A 26,572-nucleotide genomic window follows, 5' to 3' on the forward strand; every position below is an offset into this window, starting at 1 on the left:
TACCGGGTGCCCGCCAGGTTGCACGTGTTCACCGACGCGCCGCGCGGCCGCGGACGAGCCCGAGCAGCACCACCCCGGCCAGCGTCACCGCGAGCAGCAGCACCGTGCTCGCCGAGGCGAGGAACACCTGGCCACGGTCGGTGAGCGCGAAGATGCTCGCCGGGAGCGTGCGCCAGTCCGGCGGGTACAGCATCATCGTCGCGCCCAGCTCCCCCATCGACATCGCGAGCGCGAGGCTCGCCGACGCCGACATCGCCGGGAGCAGCACCGGGATCCGGACCCGCAGCAGCACCCGCGCCGGGCTCGCGCCGAGGCTCGCCGCCGCCTGCGCGAGCAGCGGGTCGACCCTGGCCATCGCGGCGGTGACCGTGCTGTAGGCGAACGGCAGCAGGATCATCAGATGCCCGAGCAGCACGATCCAGCGGGTGCCGTTGAACGCGAGCGGCGGACGGCTGAACGCGACCAGCAGCGCCAGCCCGAGCACCACCGAGGGCACCGCGATCGGCAGGTGGAACACGGTGTCGGCCACCCGCCGCACCCGCGGCGGCGCCTTCTCCGCCGCCAGCGCCGCCCACGTACCGAGCAGCACCGCGGCGGCCGAGGCGAGCACCCCGGTCTGCACGCTCACCGACAGGCTCGCGAACGTCTCCCCCGACAACGCCCCGGCGAAGTGCGCGCCGGTGAACCCGCCCGGCAGCACCCCGGTCCAGTGCCCGGCGAACGACGCGAGCACGATCATCACCAGCGGTGCCAGCACGACCGCGATGAACAGCACGCCGAACACCGCCCACAGCACGACCTTGCTACGCCGCGTCCACAGCAGCACGACGCCCTCCCTCTGTGTCTTGCGGGACACCCGCACCCGGTCGGCCCGACGAGCGGCTGCGCGATCGTAAGCTCCTCGTGCCTCCGACGGCCCATCGGTAGATCCCGTACAGCGCAAGGGAAAGCGCCACGTTGACCATCGCGACCACGCAGGCGGCGGGGAAGTCGAAGGTCACGATCGCCTTGCCATAGATAAGCGTCGGCAGCGTGGCGACGTCCTTGGCGCCGAGGAACAGCACGATCCCGAACTCGTTCATCGCCAGCAGCGTGGTGAGACAGGCGCCCGAGGCCAGCGACGGCAGCGCCTCGGGCAGCACCACCCGCCACAGCACCCGGCCCGGCTTCGCGCCGAGGCTCGCCGCGACGTCGAGCTGCGCGCCCGGGACCTGCCCGAACGCGGCCAGCGCCGGGCGCATCACGAACGGGGTGTAGAAGGTGATCTCCGCCAGCAGCACGCCCCACGGCGAGTAGAGGAACCCGCCCGCGCCGAGGATTCCCGCGCTGCCGTAGAGGAACGTGAACGCCAGCGCGATGAGGAACGACGGGAAGGCCAGCACGGTGTCGACCAGCCGCGACAGCGTCCGCGCGCCGGGAAACGGCACGAACGCGATCACCAGCGCGAGGAACGTGCCGAGCAGCACGCACCCCGCGGTCGCGCCGAGCGCGAGCACGACGGTCTGCCAGAGCGCGTCGCGGAACTCGGCCGAACCGAGGACCTCACCCCAGACCGACAGGCCCACCGCGCCGGACTTCGCCGTCAGCGACTGGCCCGCGACGAGCACCAGCGGATAGCCGAAGAACCCGAGCAGCACGACCAGCGGCGGCAGCAACCAGGGCAGCCAGCCACGCCGCGAGCCGCCCCGCTCCCGGGGGCGGCTCCTGGTCGCTTCGAGCGCGATACCAGTCATGCGATCGCCTCGCTCCGCGAGACAGTGTCCAATTCCTTCTGGCGCATGATATCCATGATTCGCTCGCAAGCGTCGCTCATGTTCCGGCCCCGATCCCGACCAGCGGGCATCCGTCCGGAATGGACACCCCGACCGGTTCGCCGACCCCGGGCAGACCGTCCACACCGGACACCTCGGCGCGGATCTCGCTGCCGTCGTGCCGCAGTTCGAGGTCGACCCGGTAGCCGCTGCCCCGCCACCGCACCCCGCGGACCAGCGCCGGGAGCGCGTCCGGGGAACCGGCCGCGCGGACCTCGACACGGTGCGGCCGCACGCCGAGCGCGACGGCCTGCCCGTCGGCGATCGCACCGGTCGGCTCGGCGGCCAGCTCGCGCCCGCCGAGGCGGACGGTCACCAGCCGGTCACCCTCGGCGCGGATGAGCTCCACCGGGATGAGGTTGGCGGCGCCGAGGAAGCTCGCGGCGAACTCCGTCGCGGGCCGCCGGTAGAGCTGCTCGCACGGGCCGGTCTCGACCAGCCGCGAGTCCCGCATGAGCGCGATCCGGTCGGCCAGCGCCAGCGCCTCGCCCTGGTCGTGGGTGACGTAGACCAGCGTGGTGTCCGGCAGCTCGGCCCGCAGCCGCAGCAGCTCGGCGACCATGTCCTCGCGCAGCGCGGCGTCCAAAGCGGACAGTGGCTCGTCGAGCAGCAGCACGCGGGGGCGGATCGCCAGCGCCCTGGCGAGCGCCACGCGCTGCTGCTGCCCGCCGGAAAGCTCCCTCGGGTAGCGCCGTGCGTACTGGCCCATACCGACGAGGTCCAGCACCTCACCGACCCGGCGCGTGGTGTCCGATTTGGACACCCCGTGCGCCCTGAGCCCGAACGCGACGTTGCCGTCGACCCGCATGTGCGGGAACAGCGCGTAGCTCTGCACCACGACGCCGAGACCCCGCCGGTGCGGCGGGAGGTCGGTGACGTCCCGCCCGTCGAGCAGCACCCGGCCCGCGCTCGGGCGGACGAACCCCGCCAGGGCCTTGAGCGCGGTCGACTTCCCCGAACCGGACGGCCCGAGCATGGCCAGCGTCTCGCCGCGCGCCACGGTGAGGTCGAGCGGGGCCAGCGCCCTCGTCCGTCCGAAGCGGACTTCGATGCCGCGGAACTCGACCGCGGGGGTCATCGGCCCACGGCCTTCTTGTACGCGGTGAGGGAGGCGTCGAGGCCGCCGAGCACCGCGGTCCAGTCCGGTTGCCAGATGTCCACACCGGACAGCGCGGCCTTGACCTTCTCCGCCTTCGGGCCGCTGGTGGTGACGTCGGCGCGGGCCGGGATGCCGTACGCGTCGGCGGCCTTCGCCTGGGTCTCGGGCGAGAACAGGAAGTCCAGCAGCTTCTTGGCGTTCTCGGCGTGCGGCGCGCCGGTGACGAGCCCGGCGTAGTACGGCAGCGCGAACGTCGAGCGCCTGCCCTGCGCGTCGGCCGGGAAGAACACCGAGAACCCGCCGCTCTTGTCGATCTCGGCGAGGTTCATCTGCACGTCCCCGTTGGCCACCAGGAGTTCGCCCTTGGCGACCTTGGGCTGGAGCTTGCCGGTGGAGGAGGACGGGCCGACGTTGTTGGCCTCCAGCCGGTGGAGGTAGTCGAGCGCGCCCTGCTCGCCGAGCACGTGCTGGAGCTGCAACAGCACGGCGGTGCCGTCGCCCGCCTCGCCGGGGGTGGAGTACTGGACCTTGCCCTTGAGCGACGGCGCGAGGAGGTCGTCCCAGGTCTTCGGCGCCGGGCTCTGCGCGTTGTGGATGAAGCTCAGGTAGTTGTTCATCAGCGCGAAGTAGCGGCCCTGCGGGTCCTTCTGCGCGGCGGGCACCTGGTCGGTGCCCTGCGGGCCCGACGGGGCGAGCAGGCCCTGCGCGGCGGCGCGCTGGATGAACGGCGGCAGCGTCACCAGGACGTCGGCCTGGGTGTTGGCCTTCTCCTTCTCGACCCGGGAGGCCACCTCGCCCGAACCCGCGGTCACCGCCTGCACGGTGATGCCGGTCTTGGCCTTGAACTCTTCGAACCGGGCGGTGTACCAGTCCTCCAGTCCGTCCACTGTGTACACCACGACACTCTTGTCGCCGCTCGCGCCGCCCGCGGTGCCGCCGCAGGCGGTCAGCACGGCGAGCAGGGTCGCGGCGAGGGTGGCCGTCAGCACCCGCATGGTGGTGGTCTTCATGTCCTTCTCGCTCCTCAGGCAGGGTTCAGCAGGTCGGGGAGGTCACGGATCGAATCGAGGACGTGGGTGGCCCCCGCTTCGAGGAATTCGCCGCGTTTGCCGGCGCCGGTGAGCACACCGGCCACAATGGACGCACCGGCACGAAGTCCGGTGTGGACGTCGACAGGGGTGTCCCCGGCGACGGCGATGTTGCGCACATCGCCGATCTCCAGCCGCATCGCGGCGGTCAGCACGAGGTCGGGGTACGGACGCCCGCGGACGCCCTCCCCCGGCGCGAGCACGAGGTCGGCGAGGTCGTGCCAGCCCAGCGCGTCGAGGATGGCCCGCTGGGTGGCGGGGGCGAACCCGGTGGTGAGGGCGACCTTGACGCCACTCTCGCGAAGGCCGCGGATGACGTCCTCGGCACCGGGGATGGGCGCGCACTCGCCGTCGGCGACGAGTTTTTCGTACGCGCGCTGGAATTCTTCGTTGGCGGCGACGGCCTTCGCCTCGTCGCCGAGCATGGCGCGGAAGACGGTGATCTTCGACTGCCCCATGGTGTCCTTGACGTACTTCAGCATTCCCGGATACCGGCTGTCCTCTTCGGACACCCCGGCGGAGGCGATGGCGGCGGTGAAGGCGCGGACGACCAGCCCGTCGTCGGCGACGGTGGTGCCCGCCATGTCCAGTACGGCCAGTTCGGTGGTCACAGTCCCAGCTCCTCTGCGGTGTCTTCGGCGATGGCGGGTGAACAGGTCATGCCGCGGCCGCCGGGGCCGGTGACCAGCACGGCGTTTTCGGCGATCCGGGCGCGGTGCGCGATGCGCGCCGGGTCGGTGGCCTGGGCGTAGACCCCGGCCCAGCGGCGGCGGATCCGGGGCAGCGGACGGCCGAGCAGCGCGCCGGCGACCTCGGCGAGATGGTCGTACGGGTCCTCGTCGACGTCGAAGCCGAAGGGTTCGTCGTACTCGTGGGTGTCGCCGACGGTCAGCGAGCCGTCGAGCCGCTGCACCATCAGCAGTTGCATGGCGTGGCGCGCGGCCACCTCGCCCTGGGGCTGCCCGGCGTTGAGCGCGTCGAGGGCTTCCCCGCGATAGGCCGGGTAATAACGGAAGCTGTCGGCGTCGGCGACGCTCGTGGTGAGCGGCTCGCCGAGCGGTTCGGTCTGGGCCATCTGCAGGCGGACGCGGCGCACCGGGATCGGCCCGGCCAGTTCGCGGACGAGCCCGCCGAGCCAGGCGCCGGTGCAGAACACCACGAGGTCGCCGGTGTGCCGCTCGCCCCGGTCGTCGGCGACGCCGTCGCCGGTGAGCTCACGGACCTCGCGGCCGGGCAGCCAGGTGTAGCGGCCGGTGGCTTCGAGCGCGGCCCGCAGCGCGGGCTGCGCGACGCGGGGTTCGACGGCGCCGTCGCGGTCGCACCACAGCGCGCCGAGAAAGTCACCGCGCAGCGCGGGATTCAGTTCCCGGGTCTCGGCGGCGTCGAGGAGCTTGAAACCGCGGTCGGCCGCCTCGGCGCCCGCCGCCACCTGCCGCGCGACGGCGAGTTCCGCTTCGGTACGGACGACGGTGAGCGAGCCGTTGGGCCGGAACCCGGCGCCCGGCACCCGCTCCCCGATCCGCTCCCAGAGCACCCGCGCGCGCCGCGCCGTCGCCAGCTCGGGGCCGGAGGCGCGGCCCCCGACCCAGACCAGCCCGAAGTTCCGCACGGACGCGCCGCGCGCCTCGGGTTCGCGTTCGAGCTGGACCACTTCGTGACCGCGTTCGACGGCCTGCCAGGCGTGCATCGTGCCGAGCACGCCACCGCCCACAACAAGAATTCGCACGCCGCATACGCTCGCCGGGGGCCGCCAACGGAGCCTGGCCGCCGGACGAACGCCGGGTGAAGTACCCCCGAATATTGGACCGGACGAGTTATCTTTCCGTTATCTTATCCCCGGAAAGCCTCTGAAGGCCACCTTGAGGGAACTCAAGTCCCTCAAGGTGGCCTTCAGAGGCCGTGACTATTCGACGCGGCCGAGGCGGGTCATGAAGCTCAGCCGGTCGCCGCGGAACAGCGATCGGACCCGTTCGAACGGCTCGCCGTCGGGTCCCCACGAGATCCGGTGCATGAGCAGCATCGGCAGCGCCGGGTTCGTGCCGATCAGCAGCGCCTCCCGCGGCGTCGCGAGCACGGTTTCGACGCGTTCCTCGGCGCCGTCGAACACGACACCGAGCCGTTCCCGCAGGCAGGCGTAGAGCGACTGTTCCGGGTCGAACACGTCGAGCAGCGTCGGGAACCGGGCGGCACGCAGGTAGGTCGATTCGAGCCCGACGCGTTCGGCGTCGGCGAGCAGCACCCGTTCGATGTGGATGATCTCGTCCGCGGGCTCGATCCGCAGGTCGGCGGCGAGCGCGGGTCCGGCGGCGCGGCGTTCGAGGGTGATCACGTTCCGGCCGGGCTCGATCCCCTGCCGCCGCAGGCCTTCGGTGTAGCTGACGAGCGCGAGCGGCTGCACGATCTTCGGCGGCGCGACGAAGGTGCCGCTCCCCTGCCGCCTGCTGAGCCTGCCCTCCAGCACCAGTTCCCCGACCGCCTGGCGGACCGTCGCGCGCGAGACCTCGAACCGCTCGCACAGCTCCCGTTCGGCGGGCAGCGCGCTCCCCTCGCCGAGTTCGGCGATCACTTCCAGGAGGCCGACCTTGACCGCGTAGTAGCGCGGAATGCGGCCGTGTTCGGGGATCCCGTCGCGAACGGGGCCGTCGGCGGAGGGGCGGCTCAGCGAGGAACGTGCGCTCACGGGACCCGACACTAGGCCCTGCGGGCGCCGCCGTGGTTCGCTGTCCCGCGACCCGGCAGGCACGAGCGAAGGATCACCCGGATGACCTCACCCTCGATGGCCCGTCGCCTCGGCCTCGGCGACGCGGTGTTCCTCGGGCTCGGCTCGATGATCGGGGCCGGGGTGTTCGCCGCGTTCGCCCCGGCCGTGCGCGCCGCGGGCGCGGGACTGCTGCCCGCGCTCGCACTCGCCGCCGTGGTGGCCTACTGCAACGCGACGTCCTCGGCCCGGCTGGCGGCGCGGTACCCGGAGTCCGGCGGGACCTATGTGTACGGAAGGGAACGGCTCGGCGAATTCTGGGGATACCTGGCGGGCTGGGGGTTCGTGACCGGGAAGACGGCCAGCTGCGCGGCGATGACGCTGACCGTCCTCGCCTACGCCGCGCCGGGACTGGACCGGCCGTGGCGGAGCGTGGCCGCCGTCGTGGTGGTCGCGGCGCTGACCGGGGTCACCTACCGCGGAGTGCGCCGCTCGGCACTGGCCACGCGGGTGATCGTCACGGTCACGCTGCTCGTGCTCGCGCTGGCGGTCGCCGCGACGTCCTCGGGCGGGGCCGCGTTCGCCGTCGCCCCGTTCGCGGGCTTCCGCGCGGGCGGGGTACTGGAGGCCGCGGGGCTGCTGTTCTTCGCGTTCGCGGGCTACGCGCGGCTCGCGACGCTCGGCGAGGAGGTCCGCGACCCGGCCCGCACGATCCCGCGCGCCATCCCGCTGGCGCTCGGGATCACCCTCGTCGTCTACGCCGTCCTCGCCGTGGTGCTGCTCGTCCGGCTCGGCCCGGCCGGGCTCGCCGCGAGCGCCGACCCGATCGCGGCGGCGGTGTCCGGTTCGCCGTGGCCGTGGCTGACGCCGGTCGTGCGCGCCGGTGCCGCGCTGGCCGCGCTCGGTTCCCTGCTCGCGCTGCTCCTCGGGGTGTCACGGACGTCGCTGGCGATGGCCCGCGACGGGCACCTTCCCCGTTTCCTCGCCGTCGTGCATCCGCGGTTCGGCGTGCCACACCGGGCCGAACTGGCGGTCGGTGTCCTCGTCGCCGCGCTGGCCGCGTCGATCGACCTCCGCGGGGCGATCGGGTTTTCGTCGTTCGCGGTGCTCGCGTACTACGCCGTGGCGAACGTCGCGGCGTTGACCCTGCGCGAGGAGGAACACCGCGCGCCGCGCGTCATCGGGGCCGTCGGCCTGCTCGGCTGCGTCGTGCTGGCGTTCAGCCTGCCGTGGACGTCGGTGGTTTCCGGTTGCGCGGTGCTCACGCTGGGCGCGGTGGCCTACGGCGTGCGACGTCTCCGCCACTGACGCCGTTGTCCACTATGGACACTCTGGTTACGGGGGTGTTACCGGTCACCACGGTGACCCATTTGCCGGAAAGACCCGAAGAAAGTCGGTAGTCCCCGTGTGGGTGACTCTGGTGTAGTCGGTGAGCGGCCGCGCGCAGGTTCGTCCATCCATTGTGGACTCCGAGAGGAGTGGTCCCTTGGCCACCAAGCGTTGGTTCACCCTGCTCAGAAACGCCGCGATCGGCCTCGCGGCGGCCGCGACGGCCGCCTCCTTCGCCACCCCGGCGGTCGCCGACCAGCCGCCCTCCACCAATGTCGTCGGCGGAACCCGTGCCGCGCAAGGGGAATTCCCGTTCATGGTGCGGCTGTCCATGGGCTGCGGCGGCGCGCTCTACACCAGCCAGATCGTGCTGACCGCGGCGCACTGCGTCAGCCGGACGGGCGCGAACAGCTCGATCACCGCCACCGTCGGTGTGGTCGACCTGCAGAGCACCAGCGCCAAGAAGGTGAAGTCGACCTATGTGTACCGGTCACCGACCTACGGCACGGCCACCGGCGGTGACTGGGCGCTGATCAAGCTCGCGAGCCCGGTCACCGGCCTCGCGACGCTGCCGATCGCGACGACCTCGTCGCTCAACACCGGCAGCTTCTCGATCGCGGGCTGGGGCGCGGCCAGCGAAGGCGGCGCGCAGCAGCGATACCTGCTCAAGGCCCAGGTCCCGTTCGTGCCCGACAGCACCTGCAAGGCACAGGGCGGTTCGTACGGCAGGCTCATCCCGAACGCGGAACTGTGCGCGGGCAACGTCTCGGCGGGCGGCGTGGACACCTGCCAGGGCGACTCGGGCGGCCCGATGTTCCGCCGGGACGACGCGGGCGCGTGGATCCAGGTCGGCATCACCAGCTGGGGCGACGGCTGCGCCCGGCCGCACGCGCCCGGGGTGTACACCGAGGTGAGCACGTTCGCGTCGGCGATCGCGGACGCCGCCAAGAAGATCTAGCCGGACCACAGGGTTTTGCCGGTCCGTGGGGGCCTCCTTAAGGGACTCTAGGTCCCTCAAGGAGGCCCCCACGGACCTTCAGCGGGTTTTGTCCAGGCGGGACAACGCTTCCTCGTAGCCACCGACGAGTTCGGCGATGACCTCGGCGACGCCGCGGACGCGGTCCATCCGGCCGACGATCTGCCCGACCGGCATGGAAACCAGGCTCGGGTCGTGCACCGCGTGCATCCGGTTGTGCGCCGGCGACACGAGCAGGTTCTGCAACGGCATCGGCAGCGGCTCGGGGGCGTCCGGGGCCGCCCACGCCTCGGTCCACCGGGTCCTGAGCAGCCGCGCCGGCTTCCCGGTGTAGATGCGGCTGCGCACGGTGTCCGACGAGCTCGCGGCCACGAGCGCGCGCTGGATCGCGCCCGATCCGGTCATCGTCTGCAGGTACTCCTCGGTGGCCAGCCAGAACGAACCCATCCACACCCCGGACGCGCCGAGCGCGAGCGCCGCGGCGGCCTGCCTGCCGGAGCCGATGCCGCCCGCGGCGAGCACCGGCGCCCGCTCGCCGACGGCGTCCACGATCTCCGGGACGAGCACCATCGAGGCGATCTCCCCGGTGTGCCCGCCCGCCTCGTACCCCTGCGCCACCACGATGTCCACGCCGTTGTCGACATGTCGCGCGGCGTGCTCCGCCTTGCCCGCGAGCGCCGCCACCGGGACCCCGGCGGCGTGCGCCTGCGCGATGACGTCGGCGGGCGGGGAACCGAGCGCGTTGGCGATCAGCTTGATCGGGTGTTTCAGCGCGACGTCGACCTGCGACCGCGCGACCGAGTGCAGCCAGCCCAGCACCCCGTCACGCCCGGCGCCGCCGTCGTCCAGCGGCGGCACGCCGAGGTCGGCCAGCACCCGCTCGACGAACGCGCGGTGCCCCTCCGGGACGAGCTTGCCGAGGTCGGCCTGGTTCCCCTCGGCGGGGATCTTCGCGGGCATCACGACGTCGACGCCGTACGGTTTCCCGTCGGTGTGCTCGTCCATCCAGTCCAGGACGGCGTCGAGTTCGGCGGCGTCGTTGAACCGGACGCAGCCGAGCACGCCCATCCCGCCGGCGCGGCTGATCGCGGCCGCGACGTGTTCCGACGGGGTGAACCCGAAGATCGGCAGCTCGATCCCGAACCGATCGCAGAGCGAAGTGCGCATCCGTTGTCTCCTAGACGGGCTGGGTGGCGGGCGGGTGCTCGGCGGCGTACCGCTGGGCCCAGGGGTAGTCCGGTTTACCGCTCGGCGTGCGGCCGATCTCCTCGGCCAGCCACACCGTGCGAGGCACCTTGTACCCCGCGATCTCCCCGCGCACGTGCGCCTCGACGCTCGCGAAGTCCACCACGGCGCCTTCGCGCGGCTGGATGACCGCGGCCACCCGCTGGCCCAGCCGCTCGTCCGGCACGCCGATCACGAGCGCGTCGAAGACGTCGGGATGCGATTTCAGCGCACCTTCCACCTCCTCCGGGTAGACCTTCTCGCCGCCGGTGTTGACACACTGGGAGCCGCGGCCGAGCAGGGTGACCGTGCCGTCCTCCTCGTAACGAGCGTAATCGCCGGGTACGACATAACGGGCGCCGTCGACCTCGGCGAAGATCGTCCGGCTCTTCTCGGGGTCGTTGTAGTAACCGAGCGGGACGTGCCCGCGCCGGGCGATGAGGCCGATCGCGCCCGGCTCCGGGGCGACGGCGTTGCCCTCTTCGTCGAGCAGGATGGCGTCCTTGCCGAACTGCACGCGCGGGCCCGCGCTGTGGTCGGAGTCCTTGCCCACCATGCCGATCCCGGTGAACCCGCTCTCCGAGGAACCGATCGCGTCGGTGATCACGACGTTCGGCAGGATGCCGAGGAAATCCTGTTTGACCGAATGCGAGAACAGCGCGGCGTGACTCGACAGCGCGACGAGCGACGACGCGTCGTAGTCGCCCTCGCGGTAGGCCTCGATCAGCGGGCGCGCCATCGCGTCCCCGACGATCGTGAGGACCTGGACCTTGTTGTCCTGCACGGCTTTCCACACGTCGTGCGCGTCGAAGCGCGGGACGAGCACGACCGGGCTGCCGGTGAACAGCGCGCCGAACGCCGCCCACTGCGCGGCGCCGTGGATGAGCGGCGCGGCGGGCAGCCGCACGAGGCTGCCCGACCTGCCCTGTTCGGCGAGCGTCCATTCGTCCGGGACGTACTCCCCGGTGACGAAGTTGATGCCGCCGCCGAGCGCGCGCCAGATGTCCTCGTGCCGCCACAGCACGCCCTTGGGATAGCCGGTGGTGCCGCCGGTGTAGAGGATGTAGAGGTCGTCGGCGCTGCGTTCGCCGAAATCGCGTTCGGGCGATTCGGCGGCCAGCGACGTCTCGTAGTCGACGCCGCCGTAACGCCGGTAATCCCGGTCGCTGCCGTCGTCCACGACGACAACGTGTTTCAGTTTCGGGGTTTCCGGCAGGACGGCGGCGACCTTGTCCGCGTACTGGCGCTCGTGCACCAGCGCGACGAGGTCGGCGTTGGTGAACAGGTACTTCAGTTCACCGTGGACATAACGGTAGTTGACGTTGACGGCGATGGCACGCAGCTTGTACGCCGCGATCATCGCTTCCAGGGCCTCGATGGAGTTACGGGAATAGACACCGATGTGGGATCCGCGTCCCACGCCGTGCACGGCCAGGTGGTGGGCGAGCCGGTTGGCCCGCTCCTCCAGCTCGGCGAAGGTGACCCGCCGGTCACCGCACACGACCGCGACACGTTCCGGCACGGCGTCGACGGCGTGCTCGAGTAGATCCGCGATGTTGAGTGCCACGCCCCCAAAGTAGAACATGTTATCGTTCTGGGCAATATCGCCGAGGCTTTCCTGGAGGTTTCCGTTGAGCGAGCCGCACGCGCTGGTGGAGCGGGACGGGCAGACACTCGTCGTCACGATGAACCGGCCCGAAGCGAAGAACGCGCTGACCGGCGAGATGCTCGGGATCATGACCGAGGCCTGGGACCGCGTCGACGCCGACGACGCCATCCGCAGCTGTGTGCTCACCGGCGCGGGCGGCGCGTTCTGCGCGGGCGCCGACCTGAAGTCGATGTCCCGCAACGCCCCGAGCGACGCGTTCGAGCGCGGGGCGTTCGACCCGAGCCGGATCGACGGGCTGCTGAAGGGCCGCCGGCTCACGAAACCGCTCCTCGCCGCCGTCGAGGGTCCCGCCATCGCGGGCGGCACGGAAATCCTGCAGGGAACGGACATCCGCGTCGCCGGGGAGAGCGCGAAGTTCGGCGTGTCCGAGGCGCGGTGGAGCCTGTACCCGATGGGCGGGTCGGCGGTCCGGCTGCCACGGCAGATCCCGTACACCGTCGCGGCGGACCTGCTGCTGACCGGGCGGCACATCACCGCGGCCGAGGCACTGGAGTTCGGCCTCATCGGTCACGTCGTGCCCGACGGCAAGGCGCTGAACCGCGCGCTGGAACTGGCGTCGCTGGTCAACGCGAACGGTCCCCTCGCGATCCGCGCCATCCTCAAGACCCTGCGCGACACCGAAGGCATGCACGAGGAAGAGGCCTTCAAACTCGACGCCCAGTACGGCATCGCCGTGTTCGCCAGCGCCGACGCCAAGGAGGGCCCCCGCGCCTTCGCCGAGAAACGCCGCCCCGAATTCCACGGCCGCTGACAGCGAACTCGCGTGATCAGAAACAGAACTCACGTGATTGGGGGCGTAACTCACGAGTTACGCCCCCAATCACGCGAGTTGCGCCCTCAATCACGCGAGATCGCTGTTACGGGACGGGGTGGCCTTCCCAGTAGGGGGCGCGGAGGCGGCGTTTGTAGAGCTTGCCGTTGGGGTCGCGCGGGAGTTCGTCGAGGTAGTCGACGCTGCGGGGGAGCTTGAACTTCGCGAGCCGGGTGGCGGCGTAGTCCAGCAGTTCGGCGGTCAGCGCGCCGGAGGGCTCGACGCCGGGGGCGGGCTGGACGACGGCCTTGATCTCCTCGCCCCAGTCCTCGTGCGGGACGCCGAACACCGCGACGTCGGCGATCTTCGGGTGCATCACCAGCTCGCCCTCGATCTCCGCCGGATAGATGTTGACCCCGCCGGAGATGATCAGGTCCGCCTTGCGGTCGTGCAGGAAGAGATAACCGTCCTCGTCGAGGTGACCGACGTCGCCGAGCGTGAACAGATCGCCCACCCTGGCCTTCTCGGTCTTGTCCTTGTCCTTGTGGTACTCGAACTTCGACTCGCCCATCTTCATGTACACCGTGCCGGTCTCGCCCGCGGGCAGTTCCTCCCCCGCGTCGTCGAGGATCCGGATCGTCGAGCCCGGCCAGGGCAGCCCGACCGAGCCGGGTTTCCGCAGCCAGTCCTCGCCGCTGATCACCGTGCCGCCCCCCTCGGTCGCCGCGTAGTACTCGGTGACGACCGGGCCCCACCAGTCGAGCATCCGGCGCTTGACCTCCAGGGGGCACGGCGCGGCACCGTGGATCATCACGCGCAGCGAACTCAGGTCGTAGGCCGCGCGGACGTCGTCGGGCAGCGCGAGCAGCCGCCGGAACTGGGTCGGCACCATGTGACTGTGCGTGACCCGGTGCCGTTCGATCAGCCGCAGCATCTCCTCGGGGTCCCAGCGGTCCATGAGCACAGCCGGGTGCCCGAGCTGGATCGAGATCGCGACGAAGTTGAGCACCGCGGTGTGATAGAGCGGCGACCCGCACAGGTGGACGTGCTCGTCGAACGGCCCGATCCCGAACACCCCGAAAAACCACGTCGACGCGGCGGGCACCTGGTCGGGGTCGGCCCCGGTGAGCGGGCGGCGGACGCCCTTCGGCCGCCCGGTGGTGCCGGAGGTGTACAGCATCGGCGACCCGGCGGTGTGCCGCTGCGGCCTGCCCTCGCCCTCGCCCGCCCCCAGTTCCTCGACGCGGCGGAACCCGGGAACTGTGCCGACGGCGAACCGCGCGGACGCGGGAATGCCCGCCTCGTCCGCCGCGGCCACCGCCGTGTCGGCGAACCGTTCGTGCGCGAGGAACGCCTTCGCGCCGCTGTCGGCGAGGATGTAGGCGATCTCGGGTCCGACGAGGTGCCAGTTGACCACGACGATGTACAGCCCGGACTGGATCGCGGCGAAGTAGGCGGCGACCAGCTCCGAGCCGTTCGGTTGCAGCAGCACCACGACGTCGCCCGTTTCGAGGCCGAGCGCCTCGAGCCCGAGCGCGTACCGGTTCGCCTTGGCGACCAGCTCGCCGTACCCGACCGCCCGGCCGTCCGGGTCGATCAGGGCGGGCAGCTCCGGCTGCTCCCCGGCGATGTTCCACAGTCCGAGCGTCTTCGCGGCAGTCGTCGACATACCGCAAATCTAGAACGCGTTCCACTCACGGGCAATACGTCTTCAGCGCGTTCTTGCCGAGAATTCGAGAACGTGTTTCACTCAAGTCGTGACGGCCAGCGCATCCGAGACCCCCCTGTCGGCCCCGCTCGACATCGGCTTCGACTACACCCGATCGACCGGGCCGGTGCTCGGCCGGTTCGTCAACGCCCTGCGCGAGCGCCGCGTCGAGGGCGTCCGCGGGAGCGACGGACGGGTGCACGTGCCCCCGGTCGAGTACGACCCGGTCACCGCGGCGCCGCTGGACGAGTTCGTCCCGGTCGCCGCCGAGGGCACCGTGGTCTCCTGGTCGTGGTGCGCCGAGCCCCTCGACGGCCAGCCGCTGAGCCGCCCGTTCGCCTGGGCGCTCATCCGGCTCGACGGCGCGGACACCGCGATGCTGCACGCCCTCGACGCGGGCGCGCCCGGGAACGTCCACACCGGACAGCGGGTTCGCGTGCGGTGGGCCGACGAGACCGTCGGGCACATCCGGGACATCGCGTACTTCCTGCCCGCGGAGGCCCCCGACACCACCCCGACCGAGGCGCCGCCCCCGGTCGCGCAACGGGAGGACGGCGCGCCCGTCGCCGTCGTGATCACCCCGGTCCACCTGGGCTACCGGCACTCCGCGTCCCCGGAGGAGAGCCGCTACCTGCGCGCGCTCGCCGAAGGACGGCTGATCGGCCAGCGTTGTCCCGCCTGCGCGAAGGTCTACATCCCGCCGCGCGGGGCCTGCCCGACCGACGGCGTGCCGACCACCGAAGAGGTGGAACTGGCCGACACCGGCATCGTCACCACGTTCTGCATCGTCAACGTCCCGTTCCTCGGCCAGCGGATCCAGCCGCCCTACGTCGCCGCCTACATCCTGCTCGACGGCGCCGACATCCCCTTCCTCCACCTGGTGCTCGGCTGCGACGCGGCCGACGTGCGGATGGGCATGCGGGTGCGCGCGGCGTGGAAACCCCGCGAGGACTGGTGGACGTCGCTGGAGAACATCAGCCATTTCGAGCCGACGGGCGAGCCCGACGCGGCCTACGAATCCTTCGCCCATCACCTCTGAGTCTGTGAGGAACTGATGCCAGACGTCGCCGTCGTGGGGTTCGCGCAGGCCCCGAACGTCCGGGAGACCCCGGGCACCACCAACGGCGTGGAAATGCTCGTGCCGATCTTCGCCGAGGTCTTCGCCGCCACCGGACTGTCCAAACGCGACATCGGGTTCTGGTGCTCCGGCTCGTCGGACTACCTCGCCGGGCGCGCCTTCTCCTTCATCGCCGCGGTGGACGCGATCGGCGCGTTCCCGCCGATCCACGAGTCCCACGTCGAGATGGACGCCGCGTGGGCGCTGTACGAGGCGTGGCTGAAGATCCGGATGGGCGAGGTCGACACCGCGCTCGTCTACGGATTCGGCAAGTCGAGCGCCGGCACGCTGCGCCGGGTGCTGGCGTTGCAGCTCGACCCGTACGTCGTCGCTCCGCTGTGGCCGGATTCGGTGTCCATCGCGGGCATCCAGGCACGGCTGGGGCTCGACGCCGGGCTGTGGTCCGAAAAGGACCTCGCCGAGGTCGCGGCGCGCAGCAGGGCGGACGCGGTGGCCAACCCGGCCGCGCAGCGGTCCGGCACGCCCGACGTCGCGGAACTGCTCGACGCCCCGTATGTCGCGGATCCGTTGCGAGCCCACGACATCGCCCCGGTGACCGACGGCGCTTCGGTGATCGTGCTGGCCTCCGCTGAGCGCGCGAAGGATCTGACCGAGCGCCCGGCGATCCTCACCGGCATCGAGCACCGTGTCGACTCCCCCGTCCTCGGCGCGCGCGACCTGACCCGGTCCCCGTCGACCGAGGCCGCCGCGGCGGCGCTGGATCTCGACGGCGTCGAGGTCGCCGAGCTGCATTCGCCGTTCACGCACCAGGAACTGATCCTGCGGAGCGCGCTCGGGCTCGGCGACGGCGTCCGGATCACTCCCTCGGGCGGCGCGCTGACCGGCAACCCGATGTTCGCGGCCGGGCTCGCCCGCGTCGGCGAAGCGGCGCAACGGATTCTGTCCGGCGAGGCACGGAAAACCCTGGCGCACGCGACAAGTGGCCCGGCGTTGCAGCAGAACCTGGTCGCGACCATGGAGGCGATGTGAGCAAGCAGCTCGCGGCCGTGCTCGGCACCGGCCAGACGCACCACAAGGCCAAGCGCACCGACGTGTCGATGCCCGGGCTGCTGCGCGAGGCGATCGACCGCGCGATGCTCGACGCGCGGGTGGGCTGGGACGAGATCGACGCGGTCGTGATCGGCAAGGCGCCGGACCTGTTCGAGGGCGTGATGATGCCCGAGCTGTTCCTCGCCGACGCGCTGGGCGCGACCGGGAAACCGTTGCTGCGCGTGCACACCGCGGGGTCGGTCGGCGGGTCGACGGCGCTGGTGGCGACGTCGCTCGTGCAGGCAGGGGTGCACCGGCGCGTGCTGACCGTGGCGTTCGAGAAGCAGTCGGAGTCGAACGCGATGTGGGGGCTGTCGATCCTGCCGCCGTTCCAGATGCCGGTCGGCGCGGGCGCCGGTGGCTACTTCGCACCGCACGTGCGCTCCTACATCCGGCGGTCCGGGGCGCCCGAGCACATCGGCGCGATCGTCGCGGCGAAGGACCGGCGCAACGGCGCGCTCAACCCGTACGCGCATCTGCAACAGTCCGATATCACGGTGGAATCCGTTCGGGCGTCGCAGATGTTGTGGGACCCGATCCGCTACGACGAGACCTGCCCCTCCTCGGACGGCGCCTGCGCGATGGTGATCGGCGACGAGGCCGCGGGCGACGCCGTCGAAGGCGGGGCCGCCTGGGTGCACGCGACCGCGATGCGTACCGAGCCGACGACGTTCGCCGGACGCGACCAGGTCAGTCCCCAGGCCGGGCGCGACGCCGCGGCCGCGTTGTGGGCCGAGGCGGGCATCACCGACCCACTGTCCGAAGTGGACGTCGCGGAGATCTACGTCCCGTTCTCCTGGTTCGAGCCGATGTGGCTGGAGAACCTCGGGTTCGCCGAGGAGGGGCAGGGCTGGAAGGTCACCGAGGCCGGGGACACCGCGCTCGGCGGGCGACTGCCGGTGAACGCGTCCGGCGGCGTGCTCTCCTCCAACCCGATCGGCGCGTCCGGGATGCTGCGGTTCTCCGAAGCGGCGAAGCAGGTGATGGGCCGGGCCGGGGACTACCAGGTCGACGGCGCGCGCGTCGCGCTCGGCCACGCCTACGGCGGCGGGTCCCAGTACTTCTCGATGTGGGTGGTCGGCTCCGCCAAACCCGGCTCCTGATCGACGAGGTCGAACGCCCCAATGTGGCATTGGGTGCGCTGGACGCACCCAATGTGGCGTTCGGTGCGTCAGACGCACCGAACGCCACATTGGGGCGCATGACCGCCGGGCATCCTGACCCCGGTCGCCTCGAAAATCCTTGACACGCCGCGAGAATCCCGGGTACATGTTGACGGTTAGCCGCATGTGACAACGATGTCAGCCCCGGGAGGCCGTCATGCGTGCCCGCCTGCTCCTCGCCGCGACGCTCATGCTCCCGCTCGTCACCGCCGTGCCCGCGACGGCGCGTCCCCGGCCGTCGAACGTCGACCTGGTGAACCCGATGATCGGCACCACCGGCGCGGATCCGAGCGAGTACGGCGGCATGATCCCGAGCACCGCGCCGCCGTTCGCGATGACGCGCTGGTCGCCGATGACCAGGGAGAACCGGGTCAGCCGCCTGCCGTATCACCACGACGACACGAAGATCACCGGGTTCATCGGCACCCATCAGCCGGCGATCTGGATGGGCGACTACGGCTACGTGTCCGGGATGCCCGGGATCGGCGAGGTCAAGCCGGGCACGGACGCGCGGGCGATGCCGTTCAGCCGCGCCGACGAGAAGGCGTCGCCGCAGAAGTACACGGTCAAGATGCGAGCGGGTGACGGGAAGACCATCGGCGCCGAACTGACCGGGACGTCGCGCGTCGGGATCATGCGGTTCGGCTTCCCGGCGGACTCCGCGCCGAACTTCGTACTGGACGCGACCCGCGCGGGGATCACCGGCGGTGTCGCGATCGATCCGGCGCGCCGCGAGATCACCGGGTACAACCCCGATCGGCAGGATTCGAAGCTCGGGCCGTTCAAGGCGCCGCGTTTCAAGGGCTATTTCGTGGCGAGCTTCGACACGCCATTCACCGGCTACGGGACCTCGACCGGCGCCACGCTGCACGAAGGGGAACGGGCCCGCACCGACGCCGGACTCGGCGCGTTCGTGCGGTTCCCGTCCTCGGCGCGACGGGTGCAGGTCCGGATCGCCACCTCGTTCATTTCGGTGGAGCAGGCACGGGAGAACCTGGACCGCGAGGCCCCGGACCCGCGGGGATTCGACCGCGTCGCGGCCCGCACCAAGGCGGCGTGGAGCGAGAAGCTCGACCGCGTCGACATCGAGGGCGCGACACCGGACCAGCTGGCGACGTTCTACACCGGCATGGTCCACGCCCTGCAATACCCCTCCGAGATGTCGGAGTACGGCCGGTACTACAGCGCGTACGACGACAGGGTCCACAAAGGAACGAGCTACACCAGCTACTCGCTGTGGGACACCTTCCGCGCCGAAAACGCTTTCCTGACGCTGTTCGCGCCCGAGCGCGTCGACGACATGGTGACGTCGATGCTGCAGGACTACCGCGAGGGCGGCTGGCTGCCGATGTGGAAGAACCCGGCCGAAACCAACATCATGGTCGGCACGAACGCGGACTCGATCATCGCCGAGGCGATCGCCAAGGGCTTCACCGGTTTCGACCGGAACCTCGCCTACGAAGCGGTGCGCAAGGACGCGACGACCCCGCCGGACCGGGACACCGAGCTACGCTTCTCCGACCGCGAAGAGGGAACCCCTGTCGAGGCGCGCGCCGGGCTGACGACGTACAAGCGGAACGGCTGGGTCGCCAACGACCGCACCGCCGAGGCCGGTTCCCGCACCCTCGACTACGCCTACGAGGACTGGGCGGTCGCCCAGGCCGCGAAGGCGCTCGGGAAGACGGACGACGCGAAGTTCTTCCTCGACCGCAGCAAGAACTACCGCACCGTCTACAACGCTTCGACGGGTTTCATGCAGGCGCGGAACTTCGACGGCTCATGGGCGGACGGCGGCTGGACCGAGGGTGACCAGTGGGTCTACAGCTTCGACGTCATGCACGACGTCCCCGGCCTGATCTCCCTGATGGGCAAGGAAAGGTTCCTCGCGCTGCTGGACCGGCACTTCGCCGGGGGACACAACAACCACACCAACGAGCCCAGCCACCACATCGGCTACCTCTACGACTACGCCGGGCGGCCGTGGCAGACCCAGGAGCGGGTGCGGAGCATCGCGGCGGCGAACTACGCGAACCGGCCGGACGGGCTGACCGGGAACGACGACTGCGGGCAGATGTCGGCCTGGTACCTGCTGTCCTCGCTGGGGATCTACCCGGTCAACCCGGCGTCGGACCAGTACGCGGTCGGCAGCCCGTTCTTCACGAAGGTCACCCTGCGGCTGCCCGGCACGCGCCGCCCGCTGGTGGTCTCGTCGCCGGGCAACGCGGCGGACCGGCCCTACGTGGAGTCCTTGCGGCTCAACGGGAAGCCGGTCACCCAGCCGTTACTGAGCCAGCGCGATCTCACCGGCGGCGGCGAGCTGCGGTTCACGATGAGTGCCGTGCCGAAGCCGTGGGGTGGCGACGGCACCCCGCCCGGCGTCCGGTGACGAAGAGGCTCCCGATTCCGTGGTTCTCAGGACGTCCGGTCAAGACACGTAGCCGAAAGACTCGACTCACCGGTCGGCCAGGCACCTCCTGTTACGTTCGACAGGAACGCACTTTTCCTTGACCGGAAGGGCATTTCATGCTGCGCAAGACAATCGTGGGTCTCGTCGCCACGCTGCCGGTTCTCGTCGGCGTCGCCGTCCTCACCCCGGCTTCCGCGGCAGCGGACACTTACTGCTGCGCGGTCGGCGGCCTGTCCGGTGGCGGGACGACACCTCCGCCCCATGGGGGTGGCGGGACCACGCCGCCACCTCACGGTGGCGGGACCACACCGCCGCCTCATGGAGGTGGCGGGACCACACCGCCCCCGCGAGGGAACTGAGCACCTGGCCGGAGCGGCCAATCGCGGAAACCCGGGTGCCGCGTCGGCGCGGCACCCGGGTTTCTCCGTACTTTCGCCACCGGGCCCGGCCACGAGCCCGTCGGGGGAATCAGGCGTAGTTCACCGGGTAGTGCTTGATCCCGTTGAGCCAGCTGGAGCGGAGCCGCTGCGGCGGGGCCGCCTCGGTGATGTCCGGCATGACGTCGGCGATGGCGTTGAAGATCAGGTCGATTTCGAGGCGGGCGAGGTTGGCGCCGATGCAGTAGTGCGAGCCGGTGCCGCCGAACCCGACGTGCGGGTTGTCCTCGCGCAGGATGTCGAACCGTTCGGGGGCGTCGAAGACCTCGGGGTCGAAGTTGGCCGAGCTGTAGAACATCCCGACCCGGTCGCCCGCGTGGATCTCCTGACCGCCGAGCACGGTGTCCCGGGTGGCGGTGCGCTGGAAGGCGACGACGGGGGTGGCCCAGCGGACGATCTCGTCGGGCGCGGTCTTCGGCCGCTGCGCGCGGTAGGTCTCCCACTGTTCGGGGTGATCCAGCAGCGCCTTCATCCCGTGGGTGATGGCGTTGCGCGTGGTCTCGTTTCCGGCGACGGCGAGCAGGATGACGAAGAACCCGAACTCGTCGGAGGCGAGCGCCTCGCCGTCGACGTCGGCCTGGATCAGTTTGGTGACGATGTCGTCCATCGGGCATTTTCGGCGTTCCTCGGCCATGTTCCAGGCGTAGCCGAGGATTTCGGCGGAGGCGGCGATCGGCTCGACGTCGTATTCCGGGTCGTCGTAGGCGATCATCTGGTTGGACCAGTCGAAGATCTTGAGCCGGTCCTCCTGCGGGATGCCGATGAGCTCGGCGATGGCCTGCAGCGGGAGTTCGCACGCGACGTCGGTGACGAAGTCGCCCGAGCCCTTCTTCTTCGCCTCGGCCACGATCCGCTCCGCACGGTCGCGCAGCGTGTCTTCGAGCCGGGAGATCGAGCGCGGCGTGAAACCCTTCGAGACGATGCGCCGGAGCTTCGTGTGCTGTGGCGCGTCCATGTTCAACAGGACCAGACGGTTGGCGTTGAGCATGTCGTCGGTCGTGTTCTCGTCGAACCGGATGATCGCGGTCTTCTCGCTCGACGAGTAGAGCTGGCTGTCCCGCGAAACCTCCTTGACGTCCGCGTGCCGCGTGACCACCCAGTAGCCGTCGTCGCCGAAACCGGCGGTGTTGCGGGGCTGCGGATTCCACCACACCGGTGCGGTACGCCGAAGTTCCGCGAACTCGGCCAGCGGCAGCCGGTGCGCGTACAGGTCCGGGTCGGTGAAGTCGAAACCGGCGGGGATCAGCGGAGCTGCCACAGGTGCCTCCTACGCGGTTCGCCGATGAAACACGTTCTAGAGGGGATTACAGCATACGGCGTTAACCAACGGAAGAGCGTGAAGTGAAACCCGTTAACTTAATCGATGTGGGCGACAGACCCGCAGGTGAGCGAGCGCTCACTCGATCAAGATCCAGATGGCGCCGATGCTGGCCACCCTTGCCAAAAACAGGAACATGTTCTAATTTTGGCCGAGTGAACGCTGTTGACGGACGAAAGGGACACGCATGGGCACGCCAGTGATCGTCGAGGCCGTGCGGACCCCGATCGGCAAGCGCCGCGGCTGGCTGGCCGGGCTGCACGCGGCCGAACTGCTCGGGACCGCGCAGCGTGCCGTGCTCGACCGGGCCGGGATCGAACCCGAGCTGGTCGAACAGCTCGTCGGCGGCGCCGTGACCCAGGCCGGCGAGCAGTCGAACAACGTCACGCGCACCGCGTGGCTGCACGCCGGGCTGCCGGAGACCACCGGCGCGACCACCGTGGACGCGCAGTGCGGCTCCGCGCAGCAGGCCGCGCACCTCGTCGCGGGCCTTATCGCGGCCGGGGCGATCGACGCGGGCATCGCCTGCGGGGTCGAGGCGATGAGCCGGGTCCCGCTCGGCGCCAACCGCGGCACCGAGGCGGGCACCCCGCGGCCGTCCTCGTGGTCGATCGACATGCCCAACCAGTACGGCGCGGCCGAGCGCATCGCCGGACGTCGCGGTATCACGCGCGAGGACGTCGACCGCTTCGGCACCGAATCCCAGCGCAAGGCCGCCGCCGCGTGGGCCGCGGGCCACTTCGACCGCGAGATCATGCCGGTCAAGGCACCCGTCCTCGGCGAGGACGGCGCCCCGACCGGGGAAACGCGCCTGGTCGGCCGCGACCAGGGCCTGCGCGAAACGACCGTCGAAGGGCTCGCGAAGCTCAAGCCCGTGCTGGAGGACGGGATCCACACCGCGGGCACCTCGTCGCAGATCTCCGACGGTGCCGCCGCCCTGCTGCTCATGGACGCCGACCGCGCGCGGGCGCTCGGGCTCCGGCCGCGCGCCAGGATCGTCGCCCAGGCGCTCGTCGGCGCCGAACCGTACTACCACCTCGACGGTCCGGTACGCGCCACCGAACGCGTGCTCGCCAAGGCCGGGATGACCATCGGCGACCCCGACCTGTTCGAGATCAACGAGGCCTTCGCCTCGGTGGTGCTGTCCTGGCAGCGCGTGCACGAACCGGACGAGTCGCGCGTGAACGTCAACGGCGGGGCCATCGCGCTCGGGCACCCGGTGGGCAGCACCGGATCACGGCTGCTCACCACGGCACTGCACGAACTGGAGCGCCGGGACGCCTCGACCGCGCTGATCACCATGTGCGCCGGTGGCGCGCTCGCGACCGCCAGCGTCATCGAGCGCCTCTAGAACTCGTGCGCGTTCCGGGCGAACCCCGGCGGCCGGAACGCGCACGGTCCAGCGGCCGCGGCAGCAGGGACGACACCGCTCAGCCTCGCTCCGCCCTGCCCAGAACGACGAGTCTTCTCAGCAGGTCGGGTCGATGCGCCAGCCTCTCCTCGCCTCCCGGCTGACTCAGAGCCGCGTGATGCGCACGGATCTCCACGGGCAACCGAGCGGCGGATATTCCCTTTTCGACGAGCGTGCACCACAGTTCCACAGCCTGCTCAAAGCTGATGTCTTTGCCGCGCAACACATCGTCAAGCATTTCCAGGAACGTTTCGTGGTTCGAGAGCCGGGGAAGCAGCACCAGGAGCAGCTTGAGGTTGTGCGCCCACAGAACCGGACTGGAGAATTCGCGGATGATGTTCAACTGGTCCAGGACGAACCGCGCCGGAACGGCGTCGTCGACGACCAGCAGATGACACACCTGTGCGGCCAGACGCTGACTCCAGCCCATATTGTAGGAAAGAGACGTGCGCGCGAACCGCACGATTCTCTCGTAAACGACCATTCGATCCCTGGTCGCGGTGTTGTCGGCGTTGAAGAGCGATGCCGCCACGAGATCACCGGCAACAGATCTCAGCTCACCGTTGTACGGAACGTACTCGGAGATGACTTCCGCCAACAGGCTTTCCGGCCCGCCGATCGCGTTGACGACGATGTCCAGGTTCAGGTCGCACACAATCTCCGCGGTGCGGAAAACAGTGGCCGGGAACTGGTTTCTGTCCAGCTTCCTGTCCCGGGGAGAGTACGGCCAGGAAAGCCTGAACGGTCGCACCAGATCGCTCCCCCTGCCCCGATGTCGCAGGTAGGCCACCCGCTCGTCGAAACTGCCGCGCCGGACCGTTTGATAGAGCTTTGTCAAACTGTCCCATTCACCCGGCTTGAGCTGCGACTGCAACAGCAGCATCGTGCTGACCCACTCGTCGAGATGCCGCACGGAATCGACGTAGAGTTCCTTCGAAGTCAGCTCCGATCCGACCGCCATGATGAGAACCAGCAGATTCGCACTGTAGGTGGCCAGCCGCGCGGTGGGCGTCATCCCCGCCGGACTGTAGCCCCGATAGGCCGTGTTGACCTCGGGTTGATGTACCGCCCGGAACACGGCCAGCAACATCCCGCGAAGCCGCGCCCGACGGCTCGCCGGCCATCTCGCCACGAGTTCCGCCAGGAACTCGATCGTGGTGGTGCGCACGGAAAGAAGTGACCAGGAGGTAAAAGCCCTGAGCTCCGCGTCGTCAACACAGGGTTTCCCCGGAAAAAGACTCGTACTTTCCCGATCGGCTTTGTGGATCATTTCGTCGAGGCACCGCCAGATCAGCCGGACCACGAGATACTCGCCAAAAGTCGCGTGCAGGAACTCATAGGTCCCCAGTTCGACGTCGTCCACCGAGGTCCGTGCGCGATGGACGAAGAAGAACCGTCCCAACGCGTTCTTGGCCTCCCCGGCCAGCCGCCGATGACCGGCCGTGATGTGCTCCTGCGAAGACGGTGTGATGCGCAGCGCCGTCAGATCCTCCGCGAGCTGCGCGTCGGTGACCCACTGCGCCCCTCGGTTGAACATGCCCAGTGCGACGATCGAGAGAATCATGATCTCGCGATCGACGGCCGGACTGTCGGCAAGACCGTCCCTGCTCCTCTTGCGCACCTGACGGTAGGCGAATCGATCAAGCAGACGCTCGTAGAGTTCGGTCCGGCTCAGCCTTCCGCTGACGTTGTGCAGGGCGCCGCTTTCCGCGTCGTAGATCGCCAACATCAACAGAAGCAGCGGCTGGGACGCGAGTTCCTGGTATGTCTTGATGAAGCTTTCCCCGAGCCGGCTTCGCCCCTTTCCGGCCAGATAGTCACCATTCGTCGCGTTCCACACATCGAGCCACTGGCCGATCTGATCGACACTGAACGGCTCCAGCCGGACCGCTGCGACATTTCCCGGAAGGCGCATCCGGTCAGCGACCGTGACCCGGCTCGTGACGACTATCGCTACATGCCGCCCCTGCGTGGCTTCGATCCTCTGAAACCGGCAGACTCTCACCAAGTAGTCCGACTTGCTGACGCCGGTGGCCTGAAGTAGTTCGTCGAACCCGTCGAGAAAGACCACGAGCAACGACTCGCCGGCCGACCTGGCGAACTCCGCCCAGGATACGGACTCGTGGGTGGCCAGGCGAATCGCCTGTTCGATCTGCTCGTGAACCTCCGCCTCCGCGGGGACGTCGCGAAGCGGCACGCGGACCGACACGAAGTCCGGGGAAGGCAGCGACGCCGAATACACCTCGGTCAGCAGCGACTTCCCGGCTCCCGGATGCCCCAGCACCACCAACGGCTTGCACCACGCCCAGGGTGTCGACAGATAACCGAGCAAGAACTTCTCGAAGTCCTCACGAACACGTAGCGAACTCCAGAAGTCCTCGCTGTTCACGGGAACACTGGCGTCCACTTCCGACATCCTGAAATGTGGATTCACATACGCGCGGTCGATCATCGGAGAGTCCAGCCCGTCGGGCAACTCGTCGATCGCGACGAGTTTCCGGCCAGGGGTTTCCCGGTTGAACCGGACAACCGCCTGCAACGCGGGCGCGATGTGCTGTACCGGCTCGGCCCGGCTCAGCAGATCCTGAACAGCGCGGTGAACACCTTCCAGGCGGTCATGGGTAGCGGAGTGACCCGAAATGTTCAGCCATATCGCGAACTCCGGGCATTGTTCGGCGAGTTGCTGTATCGAGGCATCGAACAACCGCATCGCCTCGGACACAGCGAGCTGCAGGGCACCGCTCACATGTGACCGCCGCGTGTCGTTCAGGGTGTCCCACACGCTCAGCCGCTGGAAGAACTCGTCCACGCGCGTACCGAGTCCCCGATAGAAGCGGGTGAGCTCGGCCTGTGCGCGGACCGTGTCCGTGTGCAAGCCCAGCACCGGCAGCTCGGTCTGCAACACCGCCTTCGTGATGGCGGCCAGCGAGTCCACATCCGGTCGCGAGCCGGACAGCCCCATCGCGTCCTTGCGTGAGATTCGCAGAGCATCGAGTCGAAAAGGCAACTCTTCACGCTCCAGCGCGTCGAAATACGCGGTCACCATCAGTACCCCGCGCGCCGCGTGAAGCCGCTGGATGCGGTTGAACTGGGTCAGTTTTCGACGTTTGTCTATCCCGCTTGTCACCAGTTCGTTGATCAACCGGGACAGCTCGCCCTTGATACCGAAGAACGATCGCAGGTCGGGCATCAAGGGCAGCGCACCGAGCAGAAGCCCGCCGAATATCCTGTCCAGCGCCTGAACGACTGGGCTGTTTCCGGCGCCAAGGATCTTGACCGCGTCCCGATAGGTCAACCGTGTCACGTCCGGCCTCCT

The 26,572-nt window shown here is 69.8% G+C and carries 20 protein-coding genes; 8 read left to right on the forward strand and 12 right to left on the reverse strand.

Translation table 11 applies throughout. From position 1 onward, the window contains the following. Positions 1 to 28 precede the first annotated feature (28 nt). From ABD987_RS05645 to ABD987_RS05675, 7 genes are all read right to left on the reverse strand, one after another. A complete protein-coding gene (locus ABD987_RS05645; protein ID WP_345387657.1) occupies positions 29 to 826 on the reverse strand; it encodes an ABC transporter permease in 798 nt (265 codons plus the stop codon). Then, positions 804 to 1,733 carry a 2-aminoethylphosphonate ABC transporter permease subunit gene (locus ABD987_RS05650; protein ID WP_345387659.1) on the reverse strand — a complete coding sequence of 310 codons (930 nt, stop codon included), beginning with the start codon at positions 1,731 to 1,733 and terminating at the stop codon, positions 804 to 806. The genes ABD987_RS05645 and ABD987_RS05650 overlap by 23 nt, the downstream gene beginning before the upstream one ends. 76 nt (positions 1,734 to 1,809) lie before the next feature. Next, on the reverse strand, positions 1,810 to 2,889 hold the full coding sequence (locus tag ABD987_RS05655; RefSeq protein WP_345387661.1) for an ABC transporter ATP-binding protein: 1,080 nt from the start codon (positions 2,887 to 2,889) through the stop codon (positions 1,810 to 1,812). After that, the gene (locus ABD987_RS05660) at positions 2,886 to 3,920 is read right to left on the reverse strand and encodes a 2-aminoethylphosphonate ABC transporter substrate-binding protein (protein ID WP_345387663.1); all 1,035 of its coding nucleotides are present in this window, start codon (positions 3,918 to 3,920) and stop codon (positions 2,886 to 2,888) included. Before ABD987_RS05660 ends, ABD987_RS05655 begins: the two co-directional genes overlap by 4 nt. A gap of 14 nt (positions 3,921 to 3,934) precedes the next feature. Next, on the reverse strand, positions 3,935 to 4,609 hold the full coding sequence (locus ABD987_RS05665) for a phosphonatase-like hydrolase (protein ID WP_345387664.1): 675 nt from the start codon (positions 4,607 to 4,609) through the stop codon (positions 3,935 to 3,937). Beyond that, the gene (locus ABD987_RS05670; protein WP_345387665.1) at positions 4,606 to 5,724 is read right to left on the reverse strand and encodes a TIGR03364 family FAD-dependent oxidoreductase; all 1,119 of its coding nucleotides are present in this window, start codon (positions 5,722 to 5,724) and stop codon (positions 4,606 to 4,608) included. Before ABD987_RS05670 ends, ABD987_RS05665 begins: the two co-directional genes overlap by 4 nt. Before the next feature lie 177 nt (positions 5,725 to 5,901). Then, a complete protein-coding gene (locus ABD987_RS05675; protein WP_345387667.1) occupies positions 5,902 to 6,678 on the reverse strand; it encodes a GntR family transcriptional regulator in 777 nt (258 codons plus the stop codon). 81 nt (positions 6,679 to 6,759) lie between these two features. Here ABD987_RS05675 and ABD987_RS05680 point away from each other — a divergent pair, with 81 nt between their 5' ends. Together ABD987_RS05680 and ABD987_RS05685 are read left to right on the forward strand one after the other, a co-directional pair. Next, positions 6,760 to 8,004 carry an APC family permease gene (locus tag ABD987_RS05680; protein ID WP_345387669.1) on the forward strand — a complete coding sequence of 415 codons (1,245 nt, stop codon included), beginning with the start codon at positions 6,760 to 6,762 and terminating at the stop codon, positions 8,002 to 8,004. A 178-nt stretch (positions 8,005 to 8,182) separates the two neighbouring features. After that, complete coding sequence (locus tag ABD987_RS05685; protein WP_345387671.1) at positions 8,183 to 8,983, forward strand: S1 family peptidase; 801 nt, start codon at positions 8,183 to 8,185, stop codon at positions 8,981 to 8,983. A gap of 78 nt (positions 8,984 to 9,061) precedes the next feature. On the opposite strand, the gene ABD987_RS05690 is transcribed toward ABD987_RS05685, so the two are convergent. Next, positions 9,062 to 10,168, reverse strand: coding sequence for an NAD(P)H-dependent flavin oxidoreductase (locus ABD987_RS05690; RefSeq protein WP_345387673.1), 1,107 nt, complete (start codon positions 10,166 to 10,168; stop codon positions 9,062 to 9,064). A 10-nt stretch (positions 10,169 to 10,178) separates the two neighbouring features. Next, complete coding sequence (locus ABD987_RS05695) at positions 10,179 to 11,792, reverse strand: acyl-CoA synthetase (RefSeq protein WP_345387675.1); 1,614 nt, start codon at positions 11,790 to 11,792, stop codon at positions 10,179 to 10,181. 64 nt (positions 11,793 to 11,856) lie between these two features. Between ABD987_RS05695 and ABD987_RS05700 the strand changes: the two genes are divergently transcribed. Next, the gene (locus ABD987_RS05700) at positions 11,857 to 12,645 is read left to right on the forward strand and encodes a crotonase/enoyl-CoA hydratase family protein (RefSeq protein WP_345387678.1); all 789 of its coding nucleotides are present in this window, start codon (positions 11,857 to 11,859) and stop codon (positions 12,643 to 12,645) included. A gap of 106 nt (positions 12,646 to 12,751) precedes the next feature. Here the strand turns inward: ABD987_RS05700 and ABD987_RS05705 are convergent, their stop codons facing one another. Next, the gene (locus tag ABD987_RS05705; RefSeq protein ID WP_345387680.1) at positions 12,752 to 14,314 is read right to left on the reverse strand and encodes an acyl-CoA synthetase; all 1,563 of its coding nucleotides are present in this window, start codon (positions 14,312 to 14,314) and stop codon (positions 12,752 to 12,754) included. Between the two features lie 88 nt (positions 14,315 to 14,402). Here ABD987_RS05705 and ABD987_RS05710 point away from each other — a divergent pair, with 88 nt between their 5' ends. The 4 genes from ABD987_RS05710 to ABD987_RS05725 all read left to right on the forward strand — a co-directional run bounded on the left by ABD987_RS05710 (position 14,403) and on the right by ABD987_RS05725 (position 20,069). Then, the gene (locus ABD987_RS05710; protein WP_345387682.1) at positions 14,403 to 15,392 is read left to right on the forward strand and encodes a Zn-ribbon domain-containing OB-fold protein; all 990 of its coding nucleotides are present in this window, start codon (positions 14,403 to 14,405) and stop codon (positions 15,390 to 15,392) included. 15 nt (positions 15,393 to 15,407) lie between these two features. Further along, a complete protein-coding gene (locus tag ABD987_RS05715; protein ID WP_345387684.1) occupies positions 15,408 to 16,460 on the forward strand; it encodes a thiolase domain-containing protein in 1,053 nt (350 codons plus the stop codon). Beyond that, positions 16,457 to 17,623 (forward strand): thiolase domain-containing protein, encoded by a 1,167-nt coding sequence (locus ABD987_RS05720; protein ID WP_345387686.1) that lies wholly within the window; start codon positions 16,457 to 16,459, stop codon positions 17,621 to 17,623. Before ABD987_RS05715 ends, ABD987_RS05720 begins: the two co-directional genes overlap by 4 nt. A gap of 217 nt (positions 17,624 to 17,840) precedes the next feature. After that, positions 17,841 to 20,069: a GH92 family glycosyl hydrolase gene (locus ABD987_RS05725; RefSeq protein WP_345387688.1), complete on the forward strand. Its 2,229-nt coding sequence runs from the start codon at positions 17,841 to 17,843 to the stop codon at positions 20,067 to 20,069. A gap of 489 nt (positions 20,070 to 20,558) precedes the next feature. Here the strand turns inward: ABD987_RS05725 and ABD987_RS05730 are convergent, their stop codons facing one another. Next, positions 20,559 to 21,785, reverse strand: coding sequence for a cytochrome P450 (locus tag ABD987_RS05730; RefSeq protein ID WP_345387690.1), 1,227 nt, complete (start codon positions 21,783 to 21,785; stop codon positions 20,559 to 20,561). Between the two features lie 247 nt (positions 21,786 to 22,032). Between ABD987_RS05730 and ABD987_RS05735 the strand changes: the two genes are divergently transcribed. Continuing rightward, positions 22,033 to 23,196, forward strand: a complete 1,164-nt coding sequence (locus ABD987_RS05735) for a steroid 3-ketoacyl-CoA thiolase (RefSeq protein WP_345387692.1) — start codon at positions 22,033 to 22,035, stop codon at positions 23,194 to 23,196. Positions 23,197 to 23,275: 79 nt separating this feature from the next. Here the strand turns inward: ABD987_RS05735 and ABD987_RS05740 are convergent, their stop codons facing one another. Further along, positions 23,276 to 26,560 (reverse strand): NACHT domain-containing protein, encoded by a 3,285-nt coding sequence (locus ABD987_RS05740; protein WP_345387694.1) that lies wholly within the window; start codon positions 26,558 to 26,560, stop codon positions 23,276 to 23,278. Between the last annotated feature and the right edge of the window lie 12 nt (positions 26,561 to 26,572).

This window comes from Amycolatopsis samaneae, assembly GCF_039541975.1.
In the GTDB taxonomy this organism is placed as follows: Bacteria; Actinomycetota; Actinomycetes; order Mycobacteriales; family Pseudonocardiaceae; genus Amycolatopsis; species Amycolatopsis samaneae.

What these genes read in the sequence shown, in the direction of transcription:
- ABD987_RS05650 (WP_345387659.1), bottom strand. Translation starts at nt 1,733, where the DNA reads ATGACTGGTATCGCGCTCGAAGCGACCAGGAGCCGCCCCCGGGAGCGG.
- ABD987_RS05655 (WP_345387661.1), bottom strand. Translation starts at nt 2,889, where the DNA reads ATGACCCCCGCGGTCGAGTTCCGCGGCATCGAAGTCCGCTTCGGACGG.
- ABD987_RS05660 (WP_345387663.1), bottom strand. Translation starts at nt 3,920, where the DNA reads ATGAAGACCACCACCATGCGGGTGCTGACGGCCACCCTCGCCGCGACC.
- ABD987_RS05680 (WP_345387669.1), top strand. Translation starts at nt 6,760, where the DNA reads ATGACCTCACCCTCGATGGCCCGTCGCCTCGGCCTCGGCGACGCGGTG.
- ABD987_RS05690 (WP_345387673.1), bottom strand. Translation starts at nt 10,168, where the DNA reads ATGCGCACTTCGCTCTGCGATCGGTTCGGGATCGAGCTGCCGATCTTC.
- ABD987_RS05705 (WP_345387680.1), bottom strand. Translation starts at nt 14,314, where the DNA reads ATGTCGACGACTGCCGCGAAGACGCTCGGACTGTGGAACATCGCCGGG.
- ABD987_RS05715 (WP_345387684.1), top strand. Translation starts at nt 15,408, where the DNA reads ATGCCAGACGTCGCCGTCGTGGGGTTCGCGCAGGCCCCGAACGTCCGG.
- ABD987_RS05725 (WP_345387688.1), top strand. Translation starts at nt 17,841, where the DNA reads ATGCGTGCCCGCCTGCTCCTCGCCGCGACGCTCATGCTCCCGCTCGTC.
- ABD987_RS05735 (WP_345387692.1), top strand. Translation starts at nt 22,033, where the DNA reads ATGGGCACGCCAGTGATCGTCGAGGCCGTGCGGACCCCGATCGGCAAG.